We start from the raw sequence: 16,415 nt of genomic DNA, 5'->3' as shown, positions 1-16,415 counted from the left end.
TCCCATGCATCAGGAAAAACGCGGCCGCGAATTTTACATCCTCGCCTTCTTTTTCGCCCTCTTCGTGCTGTTTCTGTATGGCCCGCTATCGGCCATCCTCATCCTTGCCTTTCAGGGGCCGAATGGTGGCCTGACCTTCCCGCTGAACGGCGTGTCCCTGCACTGGTTCGGCAATCTCTTCGAACAGCAGGCCGTCGGTGATTTCGGCGGTTCCTTCCGACGCTCCTTCGGCCTCGGGCTGATGGTCATGGCCGTCACCGTCTTGGTTTCGCTTCTGGCAGGTCTTGCCTTCCGGCGCAAATTCATCGGCGCGACACCGCTGTTTTACCTGTCGGTCGCCAGCCTGGTGGTGCCGTCGATCATTATTTCGCTTGGTATTGGTGTTCTTTTCCAACAGCTTGGGCTTGAACCTTCATGGTATACATCAGCTTTCGGCGCGCATCTCACCTGGACGTTGCCTTTCGGTGTGCTCATCATGTTCGCCGTCTTCAACCGCTTCTCGCCTTCCTATGAAGAGGCGGCGCGCGATCTCGGCGCTTCCTCCTGGCAGACCTTCGCCCATGTGGTGCTGCCGATGATCGCGCCGAGCCTGATCGGTGTCGGCCTGTTCGGTTTCACGCTTTCTTATGACGAATTCGCCCGTACACTGATGACCGCCGGCACCTACAACACGCTGCCGCTGGAAATCTACGGCATGACCACCAATGTCACGACACCGGTGCTTTATGCGCTTGGGGCTGTTACAACCCTGTTTTCCTTCCTGGTGATTGCGGCCACGCTTGGCCTGATCGTTATGCTCAATCGCCGCCATTCACGCGGATAAAGAAACGTCAAATGCGCATTCTCGTCATCAATCCCAACACCACGCAATCCATGACAGCAACGATCGCCGACGCCGCGACACGCGCAGCCGGCCATGATACGGAAATTCTCGCCGTCACCTCTTCCATGGGCCCCGTCTCCATCGAAGGTTATTACGACGAGGCTTTTGCCGTGCCCGGCCTGCTCATGGAACTCGCCAAGGCCCCGACAGTGGGTGCGGATGCCGCCGTCATCGCCTGTTTTGACGATACCGGGCTCGATGCCGCCCGCGCTCTGGCCGACGTCCCCGTCATCGGCATCTGCGAGGCGGCGGTCTCGGCCACTGCCTTCATCGCGCAGAAATTCACCATCGTCACGACGATGGAACGCTCGCGGCTGCCGCTCGAACATCTCGTTCATCGGTATGGCATGTCAGCCCGCTGCAACGTGCGCGCCGCCGATATTCCGGTCCTGTCGCTGGAAGATCCCGCTTCGAATGCCCGCGACAGGCTGCGGCAGGAGATCGCGCTCGCCCTGAAGCAGGACCGGGCGGAGGCTATCGTTCTCGGCTGCGCCGGCATGGCAGACCTTACCGCCGAGCTGCGCGCCGAATTCGGTGTGCCGGTGATCGATGGTGTCGCAGCCGCCGTCAAACAGGCGGAATCGCTGGTGTCCATGGGGCTTTCGACGGCCAAGCGCGGTGCCTATGCCACACCGATCAACAAGCCCTATCGTGGATTGCTGGAGGCGTTCCAGCCGGAGAGGCTCTCCGGGACGTCGGTGGACGGTGGAGATCGTGAGGTTTTGGCGATCTCCATCCATAAGACGACGAATGCCAGCTGATAGGCCAGATCGCGCTGCACATCCTGTAATGTCGGGTCGCTCGGAATTATTCGCGATCCGTCTCGCCTCAAAATGTCTAACCGCTCGGCCCTGGCCACTATGGCGGTGACATGGGCGCGGCTGATCCCATAGGAGCGCGCAGCCGCCTTGCGGGAAAATTCGAAACCCGTGGCATCGGCCCCGCCTGTTCTGGCGGCGAACAGCAGATCCAGCAGCAATGGAAAACCGGGTGCATGTCCCAGGAACATCCGCATTTCCTCCGATGGCAGAGGCAGCTCCCCTGCGTGCCGCAGGAACCAGCCCACGCCATCGATAAGTGTCTGGATCGCCGCTTCCTCCGGTTCCGTTGCCGGGGAGATTTGCCACGGCGAGGCCGCAAGAAGATAGGTCCTGGCAAACGTCTCGACTGCGGCAATCAGCCAGCTGCTCAATGACCATGGCCGCTCGCGATTGTCGCCGCGCGGCGGGTGTCGCTGCGCGGCATTTTCCAGTTCCAGCCAGTCGATCAATGCGCGTGTCCTGCGGCTGGATACCCAACCGGACGGCACGGTGACGGCCTGAACGGCCGCCAGCGTGAATTGCCCGTCCGGCACCGATGCAAGGCCGACGGCGCACATGACGGTGGCGAATGCGCCGAAATCGCCGAGTGCGCGGACAAGGCGCTGTTCCTGCTTGAAGACGGCCGGGATGTGAGCGCAAAGCTGAATGACAGCATCGCCAAAGGCGTCGTCTTTCAGGATTCGGTCCGCAAGCGGGCCCAGCCTCTCTCGAAGCATGTCCGGCGTGGGCCGGACAGGGTCCCTTTTCGGGAGCTTCTTTGGATCCTGGGCGCCTGCTTTTCCGGATACCTTTCTCCCTTGGCTTCCTGGTCTTCGCTACTTTATGGCGAATTCCAAGGCATGAGCTATGCTGGCTGGAGGTGACCGCCGAAGGCGCGGGCATGGCAGCCGAAAGGTTCCGATTCGGAAGATGCGTGCAATTTGTTGCACTCCCCCATCGCCCTGTTGAGGGGTATTAAAAAACACTCTCATAAATTGAGTATTAAGGGGTGCGTTAAAATATGTGCCCTTTTGAAACGGTTTGCGGGAGCGGCATTAACGATGATTTTAATGACTGTTTTCATTGCATAATTTAATACTTCTTCGAATGCTCAATCTTTCGCTGGATTGCCGGAAGTACAATCTTTGAGGGTTGTTTTTTTCGGTCTTGACGGAATTGCGAAAGATGCATCCGAGGCTGCCTGATATCCGAATGTTTCCAGCAGATTTATGACCGGCCGACAGCGATGCCGGACGGAAGCCTCATGCCTTTTACCCACCCCGAATTCTCCGAAGGAGGTTGAGACAATGCAACTTCGACATGTTATTTTTGCCGGCCTTGTGGCCATCACGATGCAGGTTGACATCCCGTCCATGGGGCAGCCCACCCTTGCGAACGCCGCCGCCCTCACCAGCGAGCAGGCGGCCGCCTTCCAGTCCAAACTTGAACAGGCGGAAGCGAGCCGGGAACTGCTCGGCCGCCGATCCGTGTGCCTGATGGAGCATCTGACGGCGCAACAGCAGCTCAGCGCCGACCGCGAGCGGGCGCTGGGACAGGCCTTGTCCCTGCAGATCGAGCTGGAGCGGCAGGTGGTGCAATCCGAAGCCAGCGTGAAAGGTTATGAGGAGCTGGTCCAGTCTGAGAGCGACTATGTCAGAAGCCGCTATGCCGCTTTCGAAAAAGCCCGAAGGGAAACGGAGGAACAGGCTAAAAGAGTAAAAATCTGCAGCCAGGTGCTCATCTTCCTGCCCGGGATTTGCCAGGCCGGTGAAGCCATGGTCAAGGCGCTGGGCTGGATGAACGATGCGGAGCGGGAGCTCCGTGCCGCGCAGCCCCGGTTGCGCAGTGCCGAGGAAGCCCTTGCGGGCGTTCACAAGCAGCTGGAAGACACTCGCCGCCAGCTTGAGTCAGCGCGGCAGAGCCACGCGGAAAACCAGAACGCCGTGAATCAGCTCGAAGAGCAGATCATCAAGCTCAAGGCGGCGATTTCCACCATCAACGTCAAGGTTCAGGACTTCAACATCAAGGTCGGCAACTTCACCAATGCCCTCCAGGAAGCGCGTGAAGTCAATCCCGACGATGCGCAGATACGCCAGGTGACGCGGCTGTCCGAGGAAATCGCGGGTCTGACCGATAGCGTGCCGCAATTCATTTCCTCCACCGAAGCCGGCCTGCCGGACGAGGCGAAGCGTCGATGCTCGCCGTGAGCAATCACATGCCCATCGGAAACCAGTCACACATCAACAGGAGTCTTTAAAAATGAACAATGTCGTTAATTTTGAAAGCCGGGCCGCCCAGATCAACAGCGCGATCGACGCCGACGTCGAAGCGATCGTTTCGCAGCCGAACTTCAGCCTTCCCAAGTCGAATACGGCGCTCGTCCGATCCTATGTCGACAAGATTCAGGGAACCTACGATGTCGAGCGCGCCAAGCGCGATACCGACAACGCGATCGATCTGCTCTACATAGCCTACAACACCACGCCGCAGGAGGAGAGCGAGATTCGAAATCGCATCACCGCGATCATGAACGGCTTGATTACTTCGCAGCAGAAGAGCGAAATGGTCATGAGGCACGCGATAGATGTCGCCAACCGTATCGGCGTATCCGTCGCCGATCTTTTCCCGGAATGGCTCGATGTCCGGGAGGGAAATGACCAGGCCGAGGTCAAGGCGTTCGTCTCCAGCAAGTTGATAACACTGGCACGGAATATCCGCGATAAAGCACTGGATGTGCGTGACGACCTCATTTCCGTTGCGAAATCCTATGACGCCATCATCGAAAAAATAACCCAAACCACGAGCATGAGCGAAACGGCCTTGAGCCGGCGTCTCGAGGACAAGGCGGTGATGGAGCGGGAGATCCGGGAGGCCGATGCTCGGCGCGAGCAGCTTGAATCGCTCGTGAAGGAACTGACGGCGGAGGTCGCGGAATTCGAAAAGAAGGCCCGTGAATATGAAAAGCGGGCCAATACGGCAGAAGACCGCGCTTTTGTCATGTCGATCGTCCGCGTCGGGGCGCAGATGATTTCAGGCGTCGTTCCCGCCATCGCCATGGTCGCCGGTGGCCCGGCCTCCATGCTGGCCTCCTCGGTCGGTGGCGCGCTTTCGGGACAGTCCAAGGGTGGCCAGGGTGCTGACGAGCAGGGGCAGGGTGGCGGCTCCCGCACGCCGACGGGCGGCGACAAGGCGGATGCCGCCGCAACGCAGAGCAAACTTTCCGAGCAGAAAGCCGAATTGCGCAAAAGCGAGGAAAAGCGCGATACCTTGAAGAAGGATATCAAAGTGTTGGAGGACAACAGGTCGGCGCTGGCGAAGGACGCCAAGGGTGCCGATCCGGAATCGAGCAAGGCGGTCGAGCTTGCTGAACTCGATAAACGCCTGACCGCGCGCGCTGCGGAGCTGAAGGCGCAGGAGGAAAAGATTGCAGGTCAGCAGACCCTGGTTTCCAGCCTGCAGGCTTCACTCGATGCGCTCGACAAGGGGCTGGGCAAGCTTACCGATGAGCAACAGCAGCAGGCGGCGAGTCTGCGTGAAATCCAGATGCAGATGATCGACAAGGCGGAAGCATATCAGAAGGAGCGCCGCAACCAGACCGCTGAACTCATAAAGATCAATGCGCTCCTGAAAGGAAAACAGGCCGAGGACGACAAGATCAAGCTCGCGGTTCAGTCGCTCAATGTCAGCATCACGGCGCTGAAACGCATGAAGGAGATCATTCAGGAAATCGCCTTCTTCTTCAAAGGCTTCGCTGATTTCATGCAGGCCGTTGCCGATGATGCCGAGCACCAGATCAAGGCTATCGACAATGTTGCCGAGCTGGAGGTCATTCGCAAGAACCGCTTCGCCCAGCTCGTTCGCTCCGTCGACGAGTTCTTCGTCAGGCAGACCGCCCAGTGGCATGCGGTGGTGATCGTCTCCGACCTGTTCAACCGCAGCTTTGCAGATGGGTGGTCGACGCTGAACAAGCTGCAGGGCACCTATATCCCTAGCGGCGAGTTGCCGAACTATCTTGCCGGGATCGCGGGGAAACTCAGCGCCATCGTCGCCGAACGCGAGGCCGCTGCGGACGCAAAAATCGCGTCTTTGCAGGCCTATCGCAAGGACCTGAGCAAAACGGGCTGATCCCGCGAGCCTGCCGTTCCTTTTCCGGCCCGGCAGGAATCGCCACCATGGTCCGTACCGGAAGACGTCCCCTTCGGCAAAAGGGATCATGGACAATGCCCTGCCGGCGCAGATGCCGGCAGGGTGGCCACCGAAACCTCAGCATTCACCCCACCCGGAATCAGTGACGGGCATCCGGTTGCCATCGCAGCCACCGCCCGCAATTTTCAAGGAGAAGGCCATGCCGATAGTCAACGACCCTCCCGTTCTGGTCCCCCAGGACACACCCGCCTGGTGCTTTGCTGCCGTCGAACAGATGGTGCGGGCCTTTTATGGGCTTCCCGCAGCTTCGCAATACGATATTGCACGGCGCAACACCGAGGCGCTCGCGACCGTCGATCCTCAGGTTCGGGAAAGCTGGGAACTGGCGCAGGTTCTGGATCAATCCGCCGGCATCGATGAAATGGGCGGAGCCAATCCGGACAGTAATATCGTCAAGCTTGTGTCGAGCCAGTGGAACGCCTTCGATCACACAACGACCGGCGGTCACTTCGTCGACGCTCTGACGGCCGACATCGTCAGACACGAGATCGATGACAACCGCGTCTTCGTGATCGGAACGGAGCACCACTACTACCTCGTCTACGGTTACACCGTGAAGGGCAAGGATCTCGAAATTCATATCCTCGATCCATGGCCGGCCGGGCGGGGCGGCGCCAGAACGCGCCTCGGCCTCCAGGAGTTTCTGGGCATGCCGGCCCGCGTCGCCATAACCTTCGGCTAAGCCGGCGGGCCGACCGCAATCCCATCGATCGCGGGCCATATCCCGGCACCCAATCAACACCAAATCTCATCATGCGATCCCGCACATCAAAGTCCGGGAACAGATGGCTCATATCCAAAAAAGGAGATACACATGCCACTTCTCAGCAATTTCGTGGTCAAGCATATCCGGCCCTTCGGTGAAGCGGGCTATAATGCCTTCGGCAATGACCAGACCATCGAGTTCCTCTCAAGCCTCGGGCTGGATACGGAGGAAATCACCAATATCTTCGCCGCATGGCGTCTGGCCGCCCTGGCCGATCCCGTCGGCGAGAGCAACCTTCTCGTTGCGGCAGCAAACGCGCTGGCGCAGGCGCGATGGGAGTACCTCTATGAGACCCAGATGAGCACGGTGCTTTTCCTCGACGATGTCCAGCTTGAATCGCTCAGCCATCTCGCGCCGGGGGCAAACCGCAATTTTTCCTGGCGATCCCCGACGCCCATCGCCGCCGCGGTGACCATTCGCAACGGCAGCAACCAGCATCACATCATCTGGGAGGCAACGGGTTTCTCCGGCGGCACCGATGAAAATGGCTGGATTTCGCACTTTGCCGATCTGTTGCCGACCGGGCGATAGGCCCTTCGCCGGATAACAGTCAGAGACGCCGGAAAGTGCGCGCGACTTTCCGGCGTCGGTGCAAGCAGCCCCTTCATATCCCTGTCATAATGGTGTCTGATACCGAAATCGTTTTGAGGCCGATATGTGTTGACGAATTGCCGTTGCACGCAGGGAGTTCTTCGTGAAATCGTCGACACAGGTAATGCGCACCGAAGCGGACAGCCGTAAACAGGGAACCCCCGGCGAGGTTTTCGCTGCCTTCCTGAAGCTCGGCGTCACCTCCTTCGGCGGGCCGATTGCCCATCTCGGTTATTTTCGCGATGAGCTGGTCGTGCGGCGCAAATGGATCGATGAGGCCGGTTATGCCGATCTCGTGGCGCTCTGTCAGTTTCTGCCTGGCCCGGCGTCCAGCCAGGTGGGCTTTGCGCTGGGGTTGCTCAGAGCCGGGCCGCTCGGGGCGCTGGCGGCCTGGACGGCGTTTACCCTGCCATCCGCCATCCTTCTTCTTCTCTTTGCCACGGTCGCGGCCTCCATCGAAGGCCCGGTCGGCACAGGCCTCCTGCATGGGCTGAAGATCGTCGCCGTTGCCGTGGTGGCACAGGCGGTGTGGGGCATGGCGAAAAGTCTTGCGCCGGATCGTGAGCGCGCCAGCATCGCGCTGGCCGGCATCGTCTGCGTGGTGTTCGTCGCCGGTGCTTTCGGGCAGATACTGGCGCTCGCCGTCGGCGCCGTGGCCGGGCTTGTCTTCTGTCGCTCCGATGCCGCAGGGCAGGCCACCCATCTCGCCTTCCGGGTGCCGAAAAGCGTTGGATATGTCGCGCTTGCCAGTTTCGCCCTGCTTCTCGGCCTGCTGCCGCTGCTTGCGGCGGTGGCGGCATCACAGGGCCTCTCTTTGTTTGATGCCTTTTACCGCGCCGGCGCGCTGGTCTTCGGCGGTGGCCATGTGGTGTTGCCGCTGCTGCAATCGGAAGTCGTCGCCACCGGCTGGGTCACAAAAGATGCCTTCATCGCCGGTTATGGCGCCACCCAGGCCGTACCCGGCCCGCTCTTCACCTTTGCCGCCTATCTGGGTGCTGTGGTGGGGCCGCAGCCCAACGGCATCGCCGGCGCGGCCATCGCCCTTGTCGCGATCTTCCTGCCGGGCATGCTGCTGCTGGTCGGCGCGCTTCCCTTCTGGGAAGGTTTCCGCAAATACCGGCTGGCGCAGGCTGCCATGCGCGGCGCCAATGCCGCGGTCGTCGGCATTCTCGGCGCAGCCCTTTATGATCCGGTCTGGACAAGCGCGATCTTCACGCCGAAGGATTTCACCCTTGCGCTTGCGGGTTTCATCCTGCTGACGGTCTGGAAAACCCCGCCATGGGCCGTGGTCTCGCTCTGCGCGGCCGGCGGCGTCCTGCTTGCCTTGATATAGGATCGCTCACGCGCCGCCGATGGTCTCGAACATCCAGTCGGAAAATGCCTGCATCGCGGGTGTGGGTGGTTTTGATTGCAGCCGGGTCAGCCAATAGCTTCCAAGCGAGATGGTCACGGGAAAGGGCTGAATGACCTCCCCTGAGGCCAGATGCCGCGAAAACATCGATGGCGGCGCGAGCGCCACGCCCAATCCCTGCAACGCTGCCTCCATCATGCCGAGCGACGTATCGAAAACAATGCCGGCATTCACCTGCGCCGCCGGCGTCACCCCGGCTGCCGCAAACCAGTTGCTCCATTCATCGGCCCTGTAGCTGCGCAGCAGCGTTGCTTCCATCAGGTCGGCGGGCGATTTCAGCGCCTCGGCCAGCTTCGGTGTGCAGAGCGGCGAAAGCGGCGCCTCGAAAAGCCGGAAGGCATCCGTGCCGTGCCAGGAGCCCTGGCCGAAACGAATGGCGAAATCCAGTCCTTCAGCTGCCATATCCACCCGGTTGTTATTGGTGGAAACCCTGACGTCGATGAAGGGATGGCGTTTTTGAAACGCCTTCAGCCGGGGCAGCAGCCAACCCACGGCAAAGGTTCCGACAACGCCCAGAAACAGCAATTCGCGTACCTGTCCGGCCTCGATCCGGTCGAGCGTCGTCGCCATCTGGTCGAAGGAACTGGTTACCGTCGGCAGCAGGGCCTCACCCTCGGCGGTGATCTTCAGGCCGCGTGGCAACCGCTGGAAAAGGGCGACGCCCAGCCGCTTTTCCAGCCCCTTCACCTGCTGGCTCACGGCCGCCTGCGTTACGCACAGCTCAATGGCCGCGCGCGTGAAGCTGAGGTGCCGGGCCGATGCCTCGAAAGCCCTCAGGCCGTTCAGCGGAAGAAATTGACGTACCATTCAAGACCTAGATTTTCTTGTGTCTCTTCCGAGATATCATGATTTGTTCGTGCAATGTAGGGCGGTTAAACGTTCTTTCGCTGGGGATGGCGAACAGCCGAAAAATCCACCTGAAGTTTTGGAGAACGCGAAAGATGAAATTTAATCGCAGACATATCGCGCTGGCTGCGCTGCTCTCGACGGGTCTGTTCACGCAGGCTTCCGCCGCCGATGATGCCCGGTTGAAAGCGATAACGGATGCCGCGATCAGGCCCGTCATGGAGAAAAACGGCATTCCGGGTCTCGCCGTCGGCATCAGCGTCAGTGGTGAAAACCACATCTTTACCTATGGCGTCATGTCCAAAAGCACCGGCCAGCCCATTACCCCGCAGACGCTTTTCGAACTCGGCTCCATTTCCAAGACCTTCACCGTCACCCTCAGCACCTATGCTGAAATGAATGGCCAGCTTTCGTTGTCCGGCAAGGTTGAAGATTATCTTCCCTCCATGAAGGGTAGACCCTTTGGCGATGTCGCGCTGATGCATCTTGGCACCCACACCGCCGGCGGCTTTCCGCTTCAGGTGCCGGATAGTGTCGAGACGGAACAGCAGCTCCTGGCCTATCTCAAGGCCTGGAAACCCTCCTACAAGCCCGGAACCCACCGGACCTATGCCAATCCCAGCATCGGAATGCTCGGATATATCACCGCAAAGGCCATGGGCCAGGGTTTTGACAGCGCCATGCAGGACACGCTGTTTCCGGCGCTTGGCCTGAAGAACACCTTCACCGTGGTGCCCAAGGCAAAGATGGCCGATTATGCGCAGGGTTACAAAAGAAATGGCGATCCGGCCCGCGTGACACCGGCCATTCTCTCTTCGGAGGCCTATGGCGTCAGGTCGACGGCAGAGGACATGATCCACTTCGTCGATGCGAATATGGGGCTCGAAAAGCTGGATGGAAAAACCCGGCAGGCGGTCCTCAACACCCATACGGGATATTTCAGCGTCGGCGCCATGACGCAGGACATGATCTGGGAGCAATATGCCCAGCCGGCCGTGTTGAAAACGCTGACCGAAACAAATTCCGGCGCCCTGCTGAAGACGGTCCCGGTCTCCGAGATCACGCCCCCTTTGAAACCGAGCGAGGATGTCTTCATCAACAAGACCGGTTCCACCAATGGTTTTGGTGCCTATGTGGCTTTCATTCCGAAGCAGAAACTTGGCATCGTCATTCTGGCCAATAAAAACTATCCCAATGAGGAACGTGTCTCCGCAGCCTATGAGATTTTGACGGCGCTGGGCGCGACTAAATAGGCCCGCTCCGCTGAGCCATGACGAAATGCGACCGGTGCAGGAAGATATCATTCCTGCGCGGTTGCGCTGCTTTTGACGGTGAGACAGTCACGGTAATCCGGCCCTATCGCAGCAGTCTTGCAACCTGGCCGAACACGATGATCGCCAATCCGCCGAGTGCCGCCGTGATTGCCAGCGACGCGGTGATGCCGATCCCTGACATGGCCAGTGCCAGCACGAAAGGCGCAAGGGCGGAGAGGATCAGGCGGGCCGCCATCGTTTTTCCCTGAAGCTGTCCATACCCCTCGCTTCCGAACAGGTATAGCGGCAGCGAACCGCTGACGATGCTGAGCAGGCCATTGCCCATGCCGAAGATCACCGCAAACAGCATGGCGCCCGGCACCGAAGGAGCCGTCAGCAGGAGGACGACCACGCCTGCCGGGATGAGCCCGGCTGCGATCAGGGCGAGATGGGTCGCTTTGACATTCCTTCCCAAAACCATGTTGATCAGCCGGCTCGCAACCTGTGACGGACCAAATAACGTTCCGACGACGGCTGCGGTCGCGCCGAGCCCAAGCCCCGACAGGAGCGGGACCATGTGGACGAGCACGGCGGAACTAACCAGCGACATGAGGGAGAAGCCGGAAACCATCAGAAGGAACCCGAGTTTGCGGCGTGCTGCCGGCAACGCCCCTTCGATCCGGGCGGCGGCCTGTCTTCCCGCTGCCCGATATCTGGAGGCACTCCGCGCGAGCCAGGCGTGGATTGGCAGGCATAACAGCAGGTTGAGGCCGGCGAATACCAGATAGACCTGTTGCCACGACATATGGGCGTGCAAGGCCGTTGTGATCGGCCAGAACAAGGTCGATGCGAACCCGGCGATAAGCGTCAGATATGTGATGCTGCGCGATGCGGCCTGAGGCTGGAGCTGAACGAGAAGCGCAAAGGCTGCCCCATATTGCACGAGGTTGGCCGCGACTTCCACGGCGATCAGTGCCGCGACGTAGGATGCTCTGTTCGGCGCATAGGCGCAGGCCATCAAAGCCGCTGCCGCCACTGCCGAACCCATGGTCATGACCCGCCCGGCTCCGAGCAGGTCGAACAGCCTGCCGAGCCAGGGCGCCGTCAGTCCGCCGATCAGCAGCGCGGCCGACAGGGCGGCGAATATCCATTCGGGCGACAGCGCAAAATGGCTTGCCATGTCGGGGGCGAGAATACTGAAGCTGTAATAGAGGGTGCCATAACCGATGTTCTGGGTTATCCCCAACAGCAAGATCGCAATAACGGGCACCCGCTCAGGCGGCATGGCAGCCTCCGGGCGCTTCAGCGGCAGGCATGTGGCGCGCGAAACTGTTCATTGAACCTCATCCGTCGCGGATGTGCCGCAGGGGGCATCGGGCGCCGTAACCCAACTCTTCGGGTGTCCGCTGCAACATTCTTCCATCAGAAAGCGTGCCAATCCGCTGAGAGCATCGAAATTTGCCGCATAGATGATCGAGCGGGCTTCCCGCCGCTGGCCGATAAGTCCGGTGCGATCCAGTTCCTTGAGGTGGAAGGAGACATTTGACGGTGAGACCTCCAGACTTTCCGCTATGGAGCCCGCAGACATTCCATCAGGACCGGCCACCACCAGCATCCTGACGATCTGCAATCGTGTCTCCTGGGACAAGGCACCGAAGGATGCGAGGGCCTGACGCTCATCCATATTTCAATAGTCCTTTAAATATTGAAGGGATACGTAGCCCGGATGATCGCCCCCGGCAAGGCCCTGTCTTGGGAGAAGGCTTGGCCTTCACCACTTTTTGCGGTAACCAGACGGAATGATAAAAACATCGAGTATCACCTGCATCTAGCTCCCGCCTGAGCGCGAGGAGCATCGGGCGCAAAACCGGTCGGTTTCGCGCCTGGCTTATGCTTGCCTGAAGGCAGGCGAATGCGAACAGATGCAGTGAGACAACTCCAATGGAAAACTATTTCGAAAGCCCGTTCCGGGGCATTACGCTCGACAGACAGGTGAAGAGCCCGAACCTCGTGGTCGGGAAATACAGCTATTATTCCGGCTATTATCACGGTCATAGCTTTGAGGATTGCGCCCGTTATCTGTTGCCGGATGAGGGTGCCGACAGGCTGGTGATCGGAAGCTTCTGCTCGATCGGCTCGGGGGCTGCCTTCATCATGGCGGGCAATCAGGGCCATCGCAACGAGTGGATCAGTACCTTTCCGTTCTTCTTCATGCCCGAAGTGCCGGAATTCGAGAATGCCGCCAACGGTTATCTGCCGGCGGGCGACACCGTCATCGGCAACGATGTGTGGATCGGTTCGGAAGCGATCATCATGCCCGGCATCACCGTCGGTGATGGCGCGGTGATCGGAACGCGGGCGCTGGTGACGAAGAATGTCGAACCCTACGCCATCGTCGGCGGAAATCCCGCAAAAACGATCCGCAAGCGGTTCGATGAGGATAGCATCGCCCTGTTACTCGAGATGAAGTGGTGGGATTGGCCGGCGGAGCGGCTGAAAGCCGCGATGCCGCTGATGACCAGCGGCAATGTCGCGGAGCTCTATCGTTTCTGGCGGTCCGATAAGTCCTAACGGTCAAAATTGCCGGCCCGCCTCAACGGGGCGGGCCGGTGTTCCTGTCAGATCAGGACAGATGATGCGGCTTCTGCAGCCCGTAGACGGGCGTCTTCAGCCCTGCCTGTCTGGCCTTGAGCTGGAGCGACAGATATTGCGAATAGTGCCGTGACTGATGCAGGTTGCCGCCGTGGAACCACAGGGCGTCCTGCCGGGTCGGTTTCCACATGTTGCGCTGCTCGCCCTCCCATGGGCCGGGGTCCTTGGTGGTTTCGGAGCCGAGCCCCCAGCATTTGCCAACCTTGTCCGCCACTTCGCGGGAAATGAGATCGGCCGCCCAGCCATTCATCGAACCGTAACCGGTGGCATAGACCACCAGATCGGCGGGCAGTTCCGTGCCGTCCTTCAGCACCACGGCATTTTCGGTGAGATGGGAGACATCCACGCCAGATTTCAGCTTGATAGAGCCATCAATCACCAGATCGCAGGCCCCGACATCGATGTAATAACCCGAGCCGCGACGCAGATATTTCATGAAGAGACCTGACTCGTCGTCGCCGAAATCGAGCATGAAGCCAGCCTTTTCCAGTGCCGCGTAAAAATCGGCATCCTGTTCGCGGATCCGGTCGTAAATCGGAACCTGGAATTCATGCATGATCCTGTAGGGCAGGGAGGCGAAGATGAGGTCGGCCTTGCGCGTGGTCATGCCGTTCGCAACCGCCCGCTCGGAATAGAGATCGCCGAGACCGATCTCCATCAGCGAGTCAGACTTGACGATATGGGTGGAGGAACGCTGCAGCATGGTGACGTCAGCGCCCGCTTCCCAGAGCGCCGCGCAGATATCATGCGCCGAATTGTTGGAGCCGATCACCACGACCTTTTTGCCGGCATAGGCATCCGGGCCGGGATGTTGCGAGGAATGCTGCTGTTCGCCCTTGAAGACATCCTGCCCGGGGAATTTCGGTACATTGGCCTTGCCGGACATGCCGGTTGCCAGCACCAGCTGTTTCGGCCGCAGCACGACCTCTTTTCCGGCGCGATCGACAACCACCGTCCATTCGCCCGTCGCCTCGTCATATCGCGCCGATTTGCAGGTGGTGGAACCCCAGTAATTCAGCTCCATGACATGGGTGTACATTTCCAGCCAGTCGCCCACCTTGTCCTTCGGCGTGAAAACCGGCCAGTTTTCCGGGAAGGGGATATAGGGCAGGTGGTCGTACCAGACCGGGTCATGCAGGCAGAGCGATTTATAGCGCTTGCGCCAGCTATCGCCGGGCCGCTCGTTCTTTTCGATGATGATCGTCGGCACGCCGAGCTGGCGAAGGCGCGCCCCGAGCGCGATGCCACCCTGTCCACCGCCGATAATGACGACATAGGGCTGCTCCGAATAGCCGAGTTCGGCGGCCTCGGTCTCACGCTTTTCCTTCCAGGTCGTGCGGTTGCGGCCATGGCCGTGTTCTGCGCCCATGGGGCGGCGAATGCCCTTTGGCTCCTCGTGGCCTTTCAGTTCGCTCATGGTGGTGAGCAGGGTCCAGATCAGCCCGTCCTTCAGGCGGATGTGGCCGTAACCGCGAGCGGCCCCGGTCTCGAATTCGAACCAGCCTTCGGTGACGCCATTGCCTTCCGAAGCCTGCTCCTTCACATCCTGCACGAAACCGGAGGGCTTGATCGCGGAAAGCTGGCTGGTCAGCATGTCGCGGATCTGCTCGCGGCCTTCCAGCGTCTTCAGGTTCCAGGTGAAGGTCACGAGATCGCGCCAGTAACAATCGGCCTGAAACAGGTTGACGGCGGCGTCTATATCGCCGGCTTCAAGCGCGTTGCCGAGCTTCAGAAGAACCGTGTCGATTTTGGTGGCGGGACTGACATCAAGCATATTCATCTCCTCCATGGTGCTTGGTCTGATGGTGGAACGGCGATGTCGCCGCTCCTAAAGCCGATGGCCTGCGCATGCCGGGCTCCTCTTCCCGGCAGGCGCAGACTGAAGGCTATTTCGAAAGGTCGATCAGAATTTTCAGATGCGTGCCGGCCGGATCGAGCAGCGCATCGAAGCCCTCGGTCACCGCCGTATCCAGCGTGATGCGTTTGGTGACGATCTTCGTCGCCGGCAGCAGGCCGGAGGCAATGAGCCGGATGACGCGTGGCCAATAATGGGTCGGATAGGCCCAGGAGCCCTTGATCTCCAGATCACGGAAGGTCACCTGGAACCAGTCGATCGGGTTTTCATGCGGGTGCAGCCCGGTCTGGACGACGACGCCCTGCTTGCGCACGGCGTCAACGCAGGCCTTGAGCGCATGTTCATTGCCCACACATTCGATCGCCACATCGCAGCCGACCTTGCCTTCGGTTGCCGAGCGGACGACGTCTCCGACATTGTCGCGCTTTGGGTTGATGGTGATGACGTCAGGGATGACGTTACGGGCAAGCTCGAGGCGGGCATCATTGAGATCGGAGACAAAGAGCTGGGCAGCGCCGGCTGCGCGTGCGGCCAGAAGCGTCAACATGCCGATGGGGCCGGCACCCGTAACCAGAACGCTGTTTCCGGCGGTAACGCCACCGCGATCACAGGCATAAACGGCAACGGCCGAGGGTTCCACCAGTGCGGCCTCTTCGTCGGTCATCTCGTCCGGAATTTTCTGGACGTTGTATTCGTTGACCAATGCGGATTCCGCCATGCCGCCGCCATCCCAGCTGAGGCCGACCAGTGCCAGCTGCGTGCTGAGGTGGAAAAGGCCACGATCAGCGAAATAATCGCCGGATCGCGGCATGACGAGCGGCTGGATGGAGACGCGGTCACCGACACTGACGGAGGTGACGCCTTCGCCGATCGCCTCAACCACGCCGCCGAATTCATGGCCCAGAATTTGCGGGCCATGGGCACCGGTAAAAGGATGCGGTTCGGTGGGAATGAAGATCGGGCCATAGCTATATTCATGCAGATCGGTGCCGCAGATGCCGACGAAACGGTTGCGGACGAGGACCTGCCCCGGGCCGGGCCGTTTCGGCTCGGCAATGTCTTCGATCCGCAAATCCCTGGCTGCATGAAATCTGAGCGCGCGCATGTTTTCTCCTCGATGGCACTTGATGCCAGAGAAGCTGCAATGCCCAT

General features: G+C 60.1%; 15 protein-coding genes. 9 read left to right on the top strand and 6 right to left on the bottom strand.

From position 1 onward, the window contains the following. Positions 1-4: 4 nt before the first annotated feature. Complete coding sequence (locus tag QD336_RS13360) at positions 5-823, top strand: ABC transporter permease (RefSeq protein WP_499171047.1); 819 nt, start codon at positions 5-7, stop codon at positions 821-823. Positions 824-834: 11 nt separating this feature from the next. Next, on the top strand, positions 835-1,644 hold the full coding sequence (locus QD336_RS13355; protein ID WP_499171046.1) for an aspartate/glutamate racemase family protein: 810 nt from the start codon (positions 835-837) through the stop codon (positions 1,642-1,644). On the opposite strand, the gene QD336_RS13350 is transcribed toward QD336_RS13355, so the two are convergent. After that, complete coding sequence (locus tag QD336_RS13350) at positions 1,530-2,420, bottom strand: hypothetical protein (protein WP_269345585.1); 891 nt, start codon at positions 2,418-2,420, stop codon at positions 1,530-1,532. The genes QD336_RS13355 and QD336_RS13350 overlap by 115 nt on opposite strands. 570 nt (positions 2,421-2,990) lie before the next feature. On the opposite strand from QD336_RS13350, the gene QD336_RS13345 reads away from it, so the two are divergent. From QD336_RS13345 to chrA, 5 genes are all read left to right on the top strand, one after another. Continuing rightward, positions 2,991-3,890 (top strand): hypothetical protein, encoded by a 900-nt coding sequence (locus QD336_RS13345; protein ID WP_499171045.1) that lies wholly within the window; start codon positions 2,991-2,993, stop codon positions 3,888-3,890. A 52-nt stretch (positions 3,891-3,942) separates the two neighbouring features. Next, the gene (locus QD336_RS13340; RefSeq protein ID WP_499171044.1) at positions 3,943-5,808 is read left to right on the top strand and encodes a tyrosyl-tRNA deacylase; all 1,866 of its coding nucleotides are present in this window, start codon (positions 3,943-3,945) and stop codon (positions 5,806-5,808) included. A gap of 220 nt (positions 5,809-6,028) precedes the next feature. Beyond that, positions 6,029-6,571, top strand: a complete 543-nt coding sequence (locus tag QD336_RS13335; RefSeq protein ID WP_499171043.1) for a hypothetical protein — start codon at positions 6,029-6,031, stop codon at positions 6,569-6,571. 132 nt (positions 6,572-6,703) lie between these two features. After that, complete coding sequence (locus tag QD336_RS13330) at positions 6,704-7,186, top strand: hypothetical protein (protein WP_269345592.1); 483 nt, start codon at positions 6,704-6,706, stop codon at positions 7,184-7,186. Between the two features lie 184 nt (positions 7,187-7,370). Further along, positions 7,371-8,579, top strand: a complete 1,209-nt coding sequence (chrA, locus tag QD336_RS13325; RefSeq protein ID WP_499171094.1) for a chromate efflux transporter — start codon at positions 7,371-7,373, stop codon at positions 8,577-8,579. A 6-nt stretch (positions 8,580-8,585) separates the two neighbouring features. On the opposite strand, the gene QD336_RS13320 is transcribed toward chrA, so the two are convergent. Further along, positions 8,586-9,464 carry a LysR family transcriptional regulator gene (locus QD336_RS13320; protein ID WP_499171042.1) on the bottom strand — a complete coding sequence of 293 codons (879 nt, stop codon included), beginning with the start codon at positions 9,462-9,464 and terminating at the stop codon, positions 8,586-8,588. 134 nt (positions 9,465-9,598) lie between these two features. On the opposite strand from QD336_RS13320, the gene ampC reads away from it, so the two are divergent. Then, positions 9,599-10,756: a class C beta-lactamase gene (gene ampC / locus QD336_RS13315; protein WP_499171041.1), complete on the top strand. Its 1,158-nt coding sequence runs from the start codon at positions 9,599-9,601 to the stop codon at positions 10,754-10,756. Positions 10,757-10,859: 103 nt separating this feature from the next. On the opposite strand, the gene arsK is transcribed toward ampC, so the two are convergent. Then, positions 10,860-12,041: an arsenite efflux MFS transporter ArsK gene (gene arsK / locus QD336_RS13310; protein WP_499171040.1), complete on the bottom strand. Its 1,182-nt coding sequence runs from the start codon at positions 12,039-12,041 to the stop codon at positions 10,860-10,862. Between the two features lie 48 nt (positions 12,042-12,089). Further along, positions 12,090-12,440 carry an ArsR/SmtB family transcription factor gene (locus QD336_RS13305; protein WP_499171039.1) on the bottom strand — a complete coding sequence of 117 codons (351 nt, stop codon included), beginning with the start codon at positions 12,438-12,440 and terminating at the stop codon, positions 12,090-12,092. A gap of 257 nt (positions 12,441-12,697) precedes the next feature. Between QD336_RS13305 and catB the strand changes: the two genes are divergently transcribed. Continuing rightward, positions 12,698-13,327 carry a type B chloramphenicol O-acetyltransferase gene (catB, locus tag QD336_RS13300; protein ID WP_499171038.1) on the top strand — a complete coding sequence of 210 codons (630 nt, stop codon included), beginning with the start codon at positions 12,698-12,700 and terminating at the stop codon, positions 13,325-13,327. A gap of 52 nt (positions 13,328-13,379) precedes the next feature. On the opposite strand, the gene QD336_RS13295 is transcribed toward catB, so the two are convergent. Both QD336_RS13295 and QD336_RS13290 read right to left on the bottom strand, forming a co-directional pair. Beyond that, the gene (locus QD336_RS13295) at positions 13,380-15,182 is read right to left on the bottom strand and encodes an NAD(P)/FAD-dependent oxidoreductase (protein WP_499171037.1); all 1,803 of its coding nucleotides are present in this window, start codon (positions 15,180-15,182) and stop codon (positions 13,380-13,382) included. Positions 15,183-15,294: 112 nt separating this feature from the next. Next, complete coding sequence (locus tag QD336_RS13290) at positions 15,295-16,368, bottom strand: 2,3-butanediol dehydrogenase (RefSeq protein ID WP_499171036.1); 1,074 nt, start codon at positions 16,366-16,368, stop codon at positions 15,295-15,297. Between the last annotated feature and the right edge of the window lie 47 nt (positions 16,369-16,415).

This window comes from Rhizobium sp. BR 250 (genome assembly GCF_047445855.1).
GTDB classification, from domain to species: domain Bacteria; phylum Pseudomonadota; class Alphaproteobacteria; order Rhizobiales; family Rhizobiaceae; genus Agrobacterium; species Agrobacterium tumefaciens_I.
The sequence above is the reverse complement of the archived record's forward strand: the minus strand, read 5'-3'. Positions and strand labels throughout refer to the sequence as shown.

Bases quoted from the DNA above. Each gene is read 5' to 3' on its own strand.
- ampC (WP_499171041.1), top strand. From the start codon at position 9,599: ATGAAATTTAATCGCAGACATATCGCGCTGGCTGCGCTGCTCTCGACG.
- QD336_RS13345 (WP_499171045.1), top strand. From the start codon at position 2,991: ATGCAACTTCGACATGTTATTTTTGCCGGCCTTGTGGCCATCACGATG.
- chrA (WP_499171094.1), top strand. From the start codon at position 7,371: ATGCGCACCGAAGCGGACAGCCGTAAACAGGGAACCCCCGGCGAGGTT.
- QD336_RS13355 (WP_499171046.1), top strand. From the start codon at position 835: ATGCGCATTCTCGTCATCAATCCCAACACCACGCAATCCATGACAGCA.
- QD336_RS13330 (WP_269345592.1), top strand. From the start codon at position 6,704: ATGCCACTTCTCAGCAATTTCGTGGTCAAGCATATCCGGCCCTTCGGT.
- QD336_RS13305 (WP_499171039.1), bottom strand. From the start codon at position 12,440: ATGGATGAGCGTCAGGCCCTCGCATCCTTCGGTGCCTTGTCCCAGGAG.
- QD336_RS13295 (WP_499171037.1), bottom strand. From the start codon at position 15,182: ATGCTTGATGTCAGTCCCGCCACCAAAATCGACACGGTTCTTCTGAAG.
- QD336_RS13320 (WP_499171042.1), bottom strand. From the start codon at position 9,464: ATGGTACGTCAATTTCTTCCGCTGAACGGCCTGAGGGCTTTCGAGGCA.
- arsK (WP_499171040.1), bottom strand. From the start codon at position 12,041: ATGCCGCCTGAGCGGGTGCCCGTTATTGCGATCTTGCTGTTGGGGATA.
- QD336_RS13335 (WP_499171043.1), top strand. From the start codon at position 6,029: ATGCCGATAGTCAACGACCCTCCCGTTCTGGTCCCCCAGGACACACCC.
- QD336_RS13350 (WP_269345585.1), bottom strand. From the start codon at position 2,420: ATGCTTCGAGAGAGGCTGGGCCCGCTTGCGGACCGAATCCTGAAAGAC.
- catB (WP_499171038.1), top strand. From the start codon at position 12,698: ATGGAAAACTATTTCGAAAGCCCGTTCCGGGGCATTACGCTCGACAGA.
- QD336_RS13340 (WP_499171044.1), top strand. From the start codon at position 3,943: ATGAACAATGTCGTTAATTTTGAAAGCCGGGCCGCCCAGATCAACAGC.
- QD336_RS13360 (WP_499171047.1), top strand. From the start codon at position 5: ATGCATCAGGAAAAACGCGGCCGCGAATTTTACATCCTCGCCTTCTTT.
- QD336_RS13290 (WP_499171036.1), bottom strand. From the start codon at position 16,368: ATGCGCGCGCTCAGATTTCATGCAGCCAGGGATTTGCGGATCGAAGAC.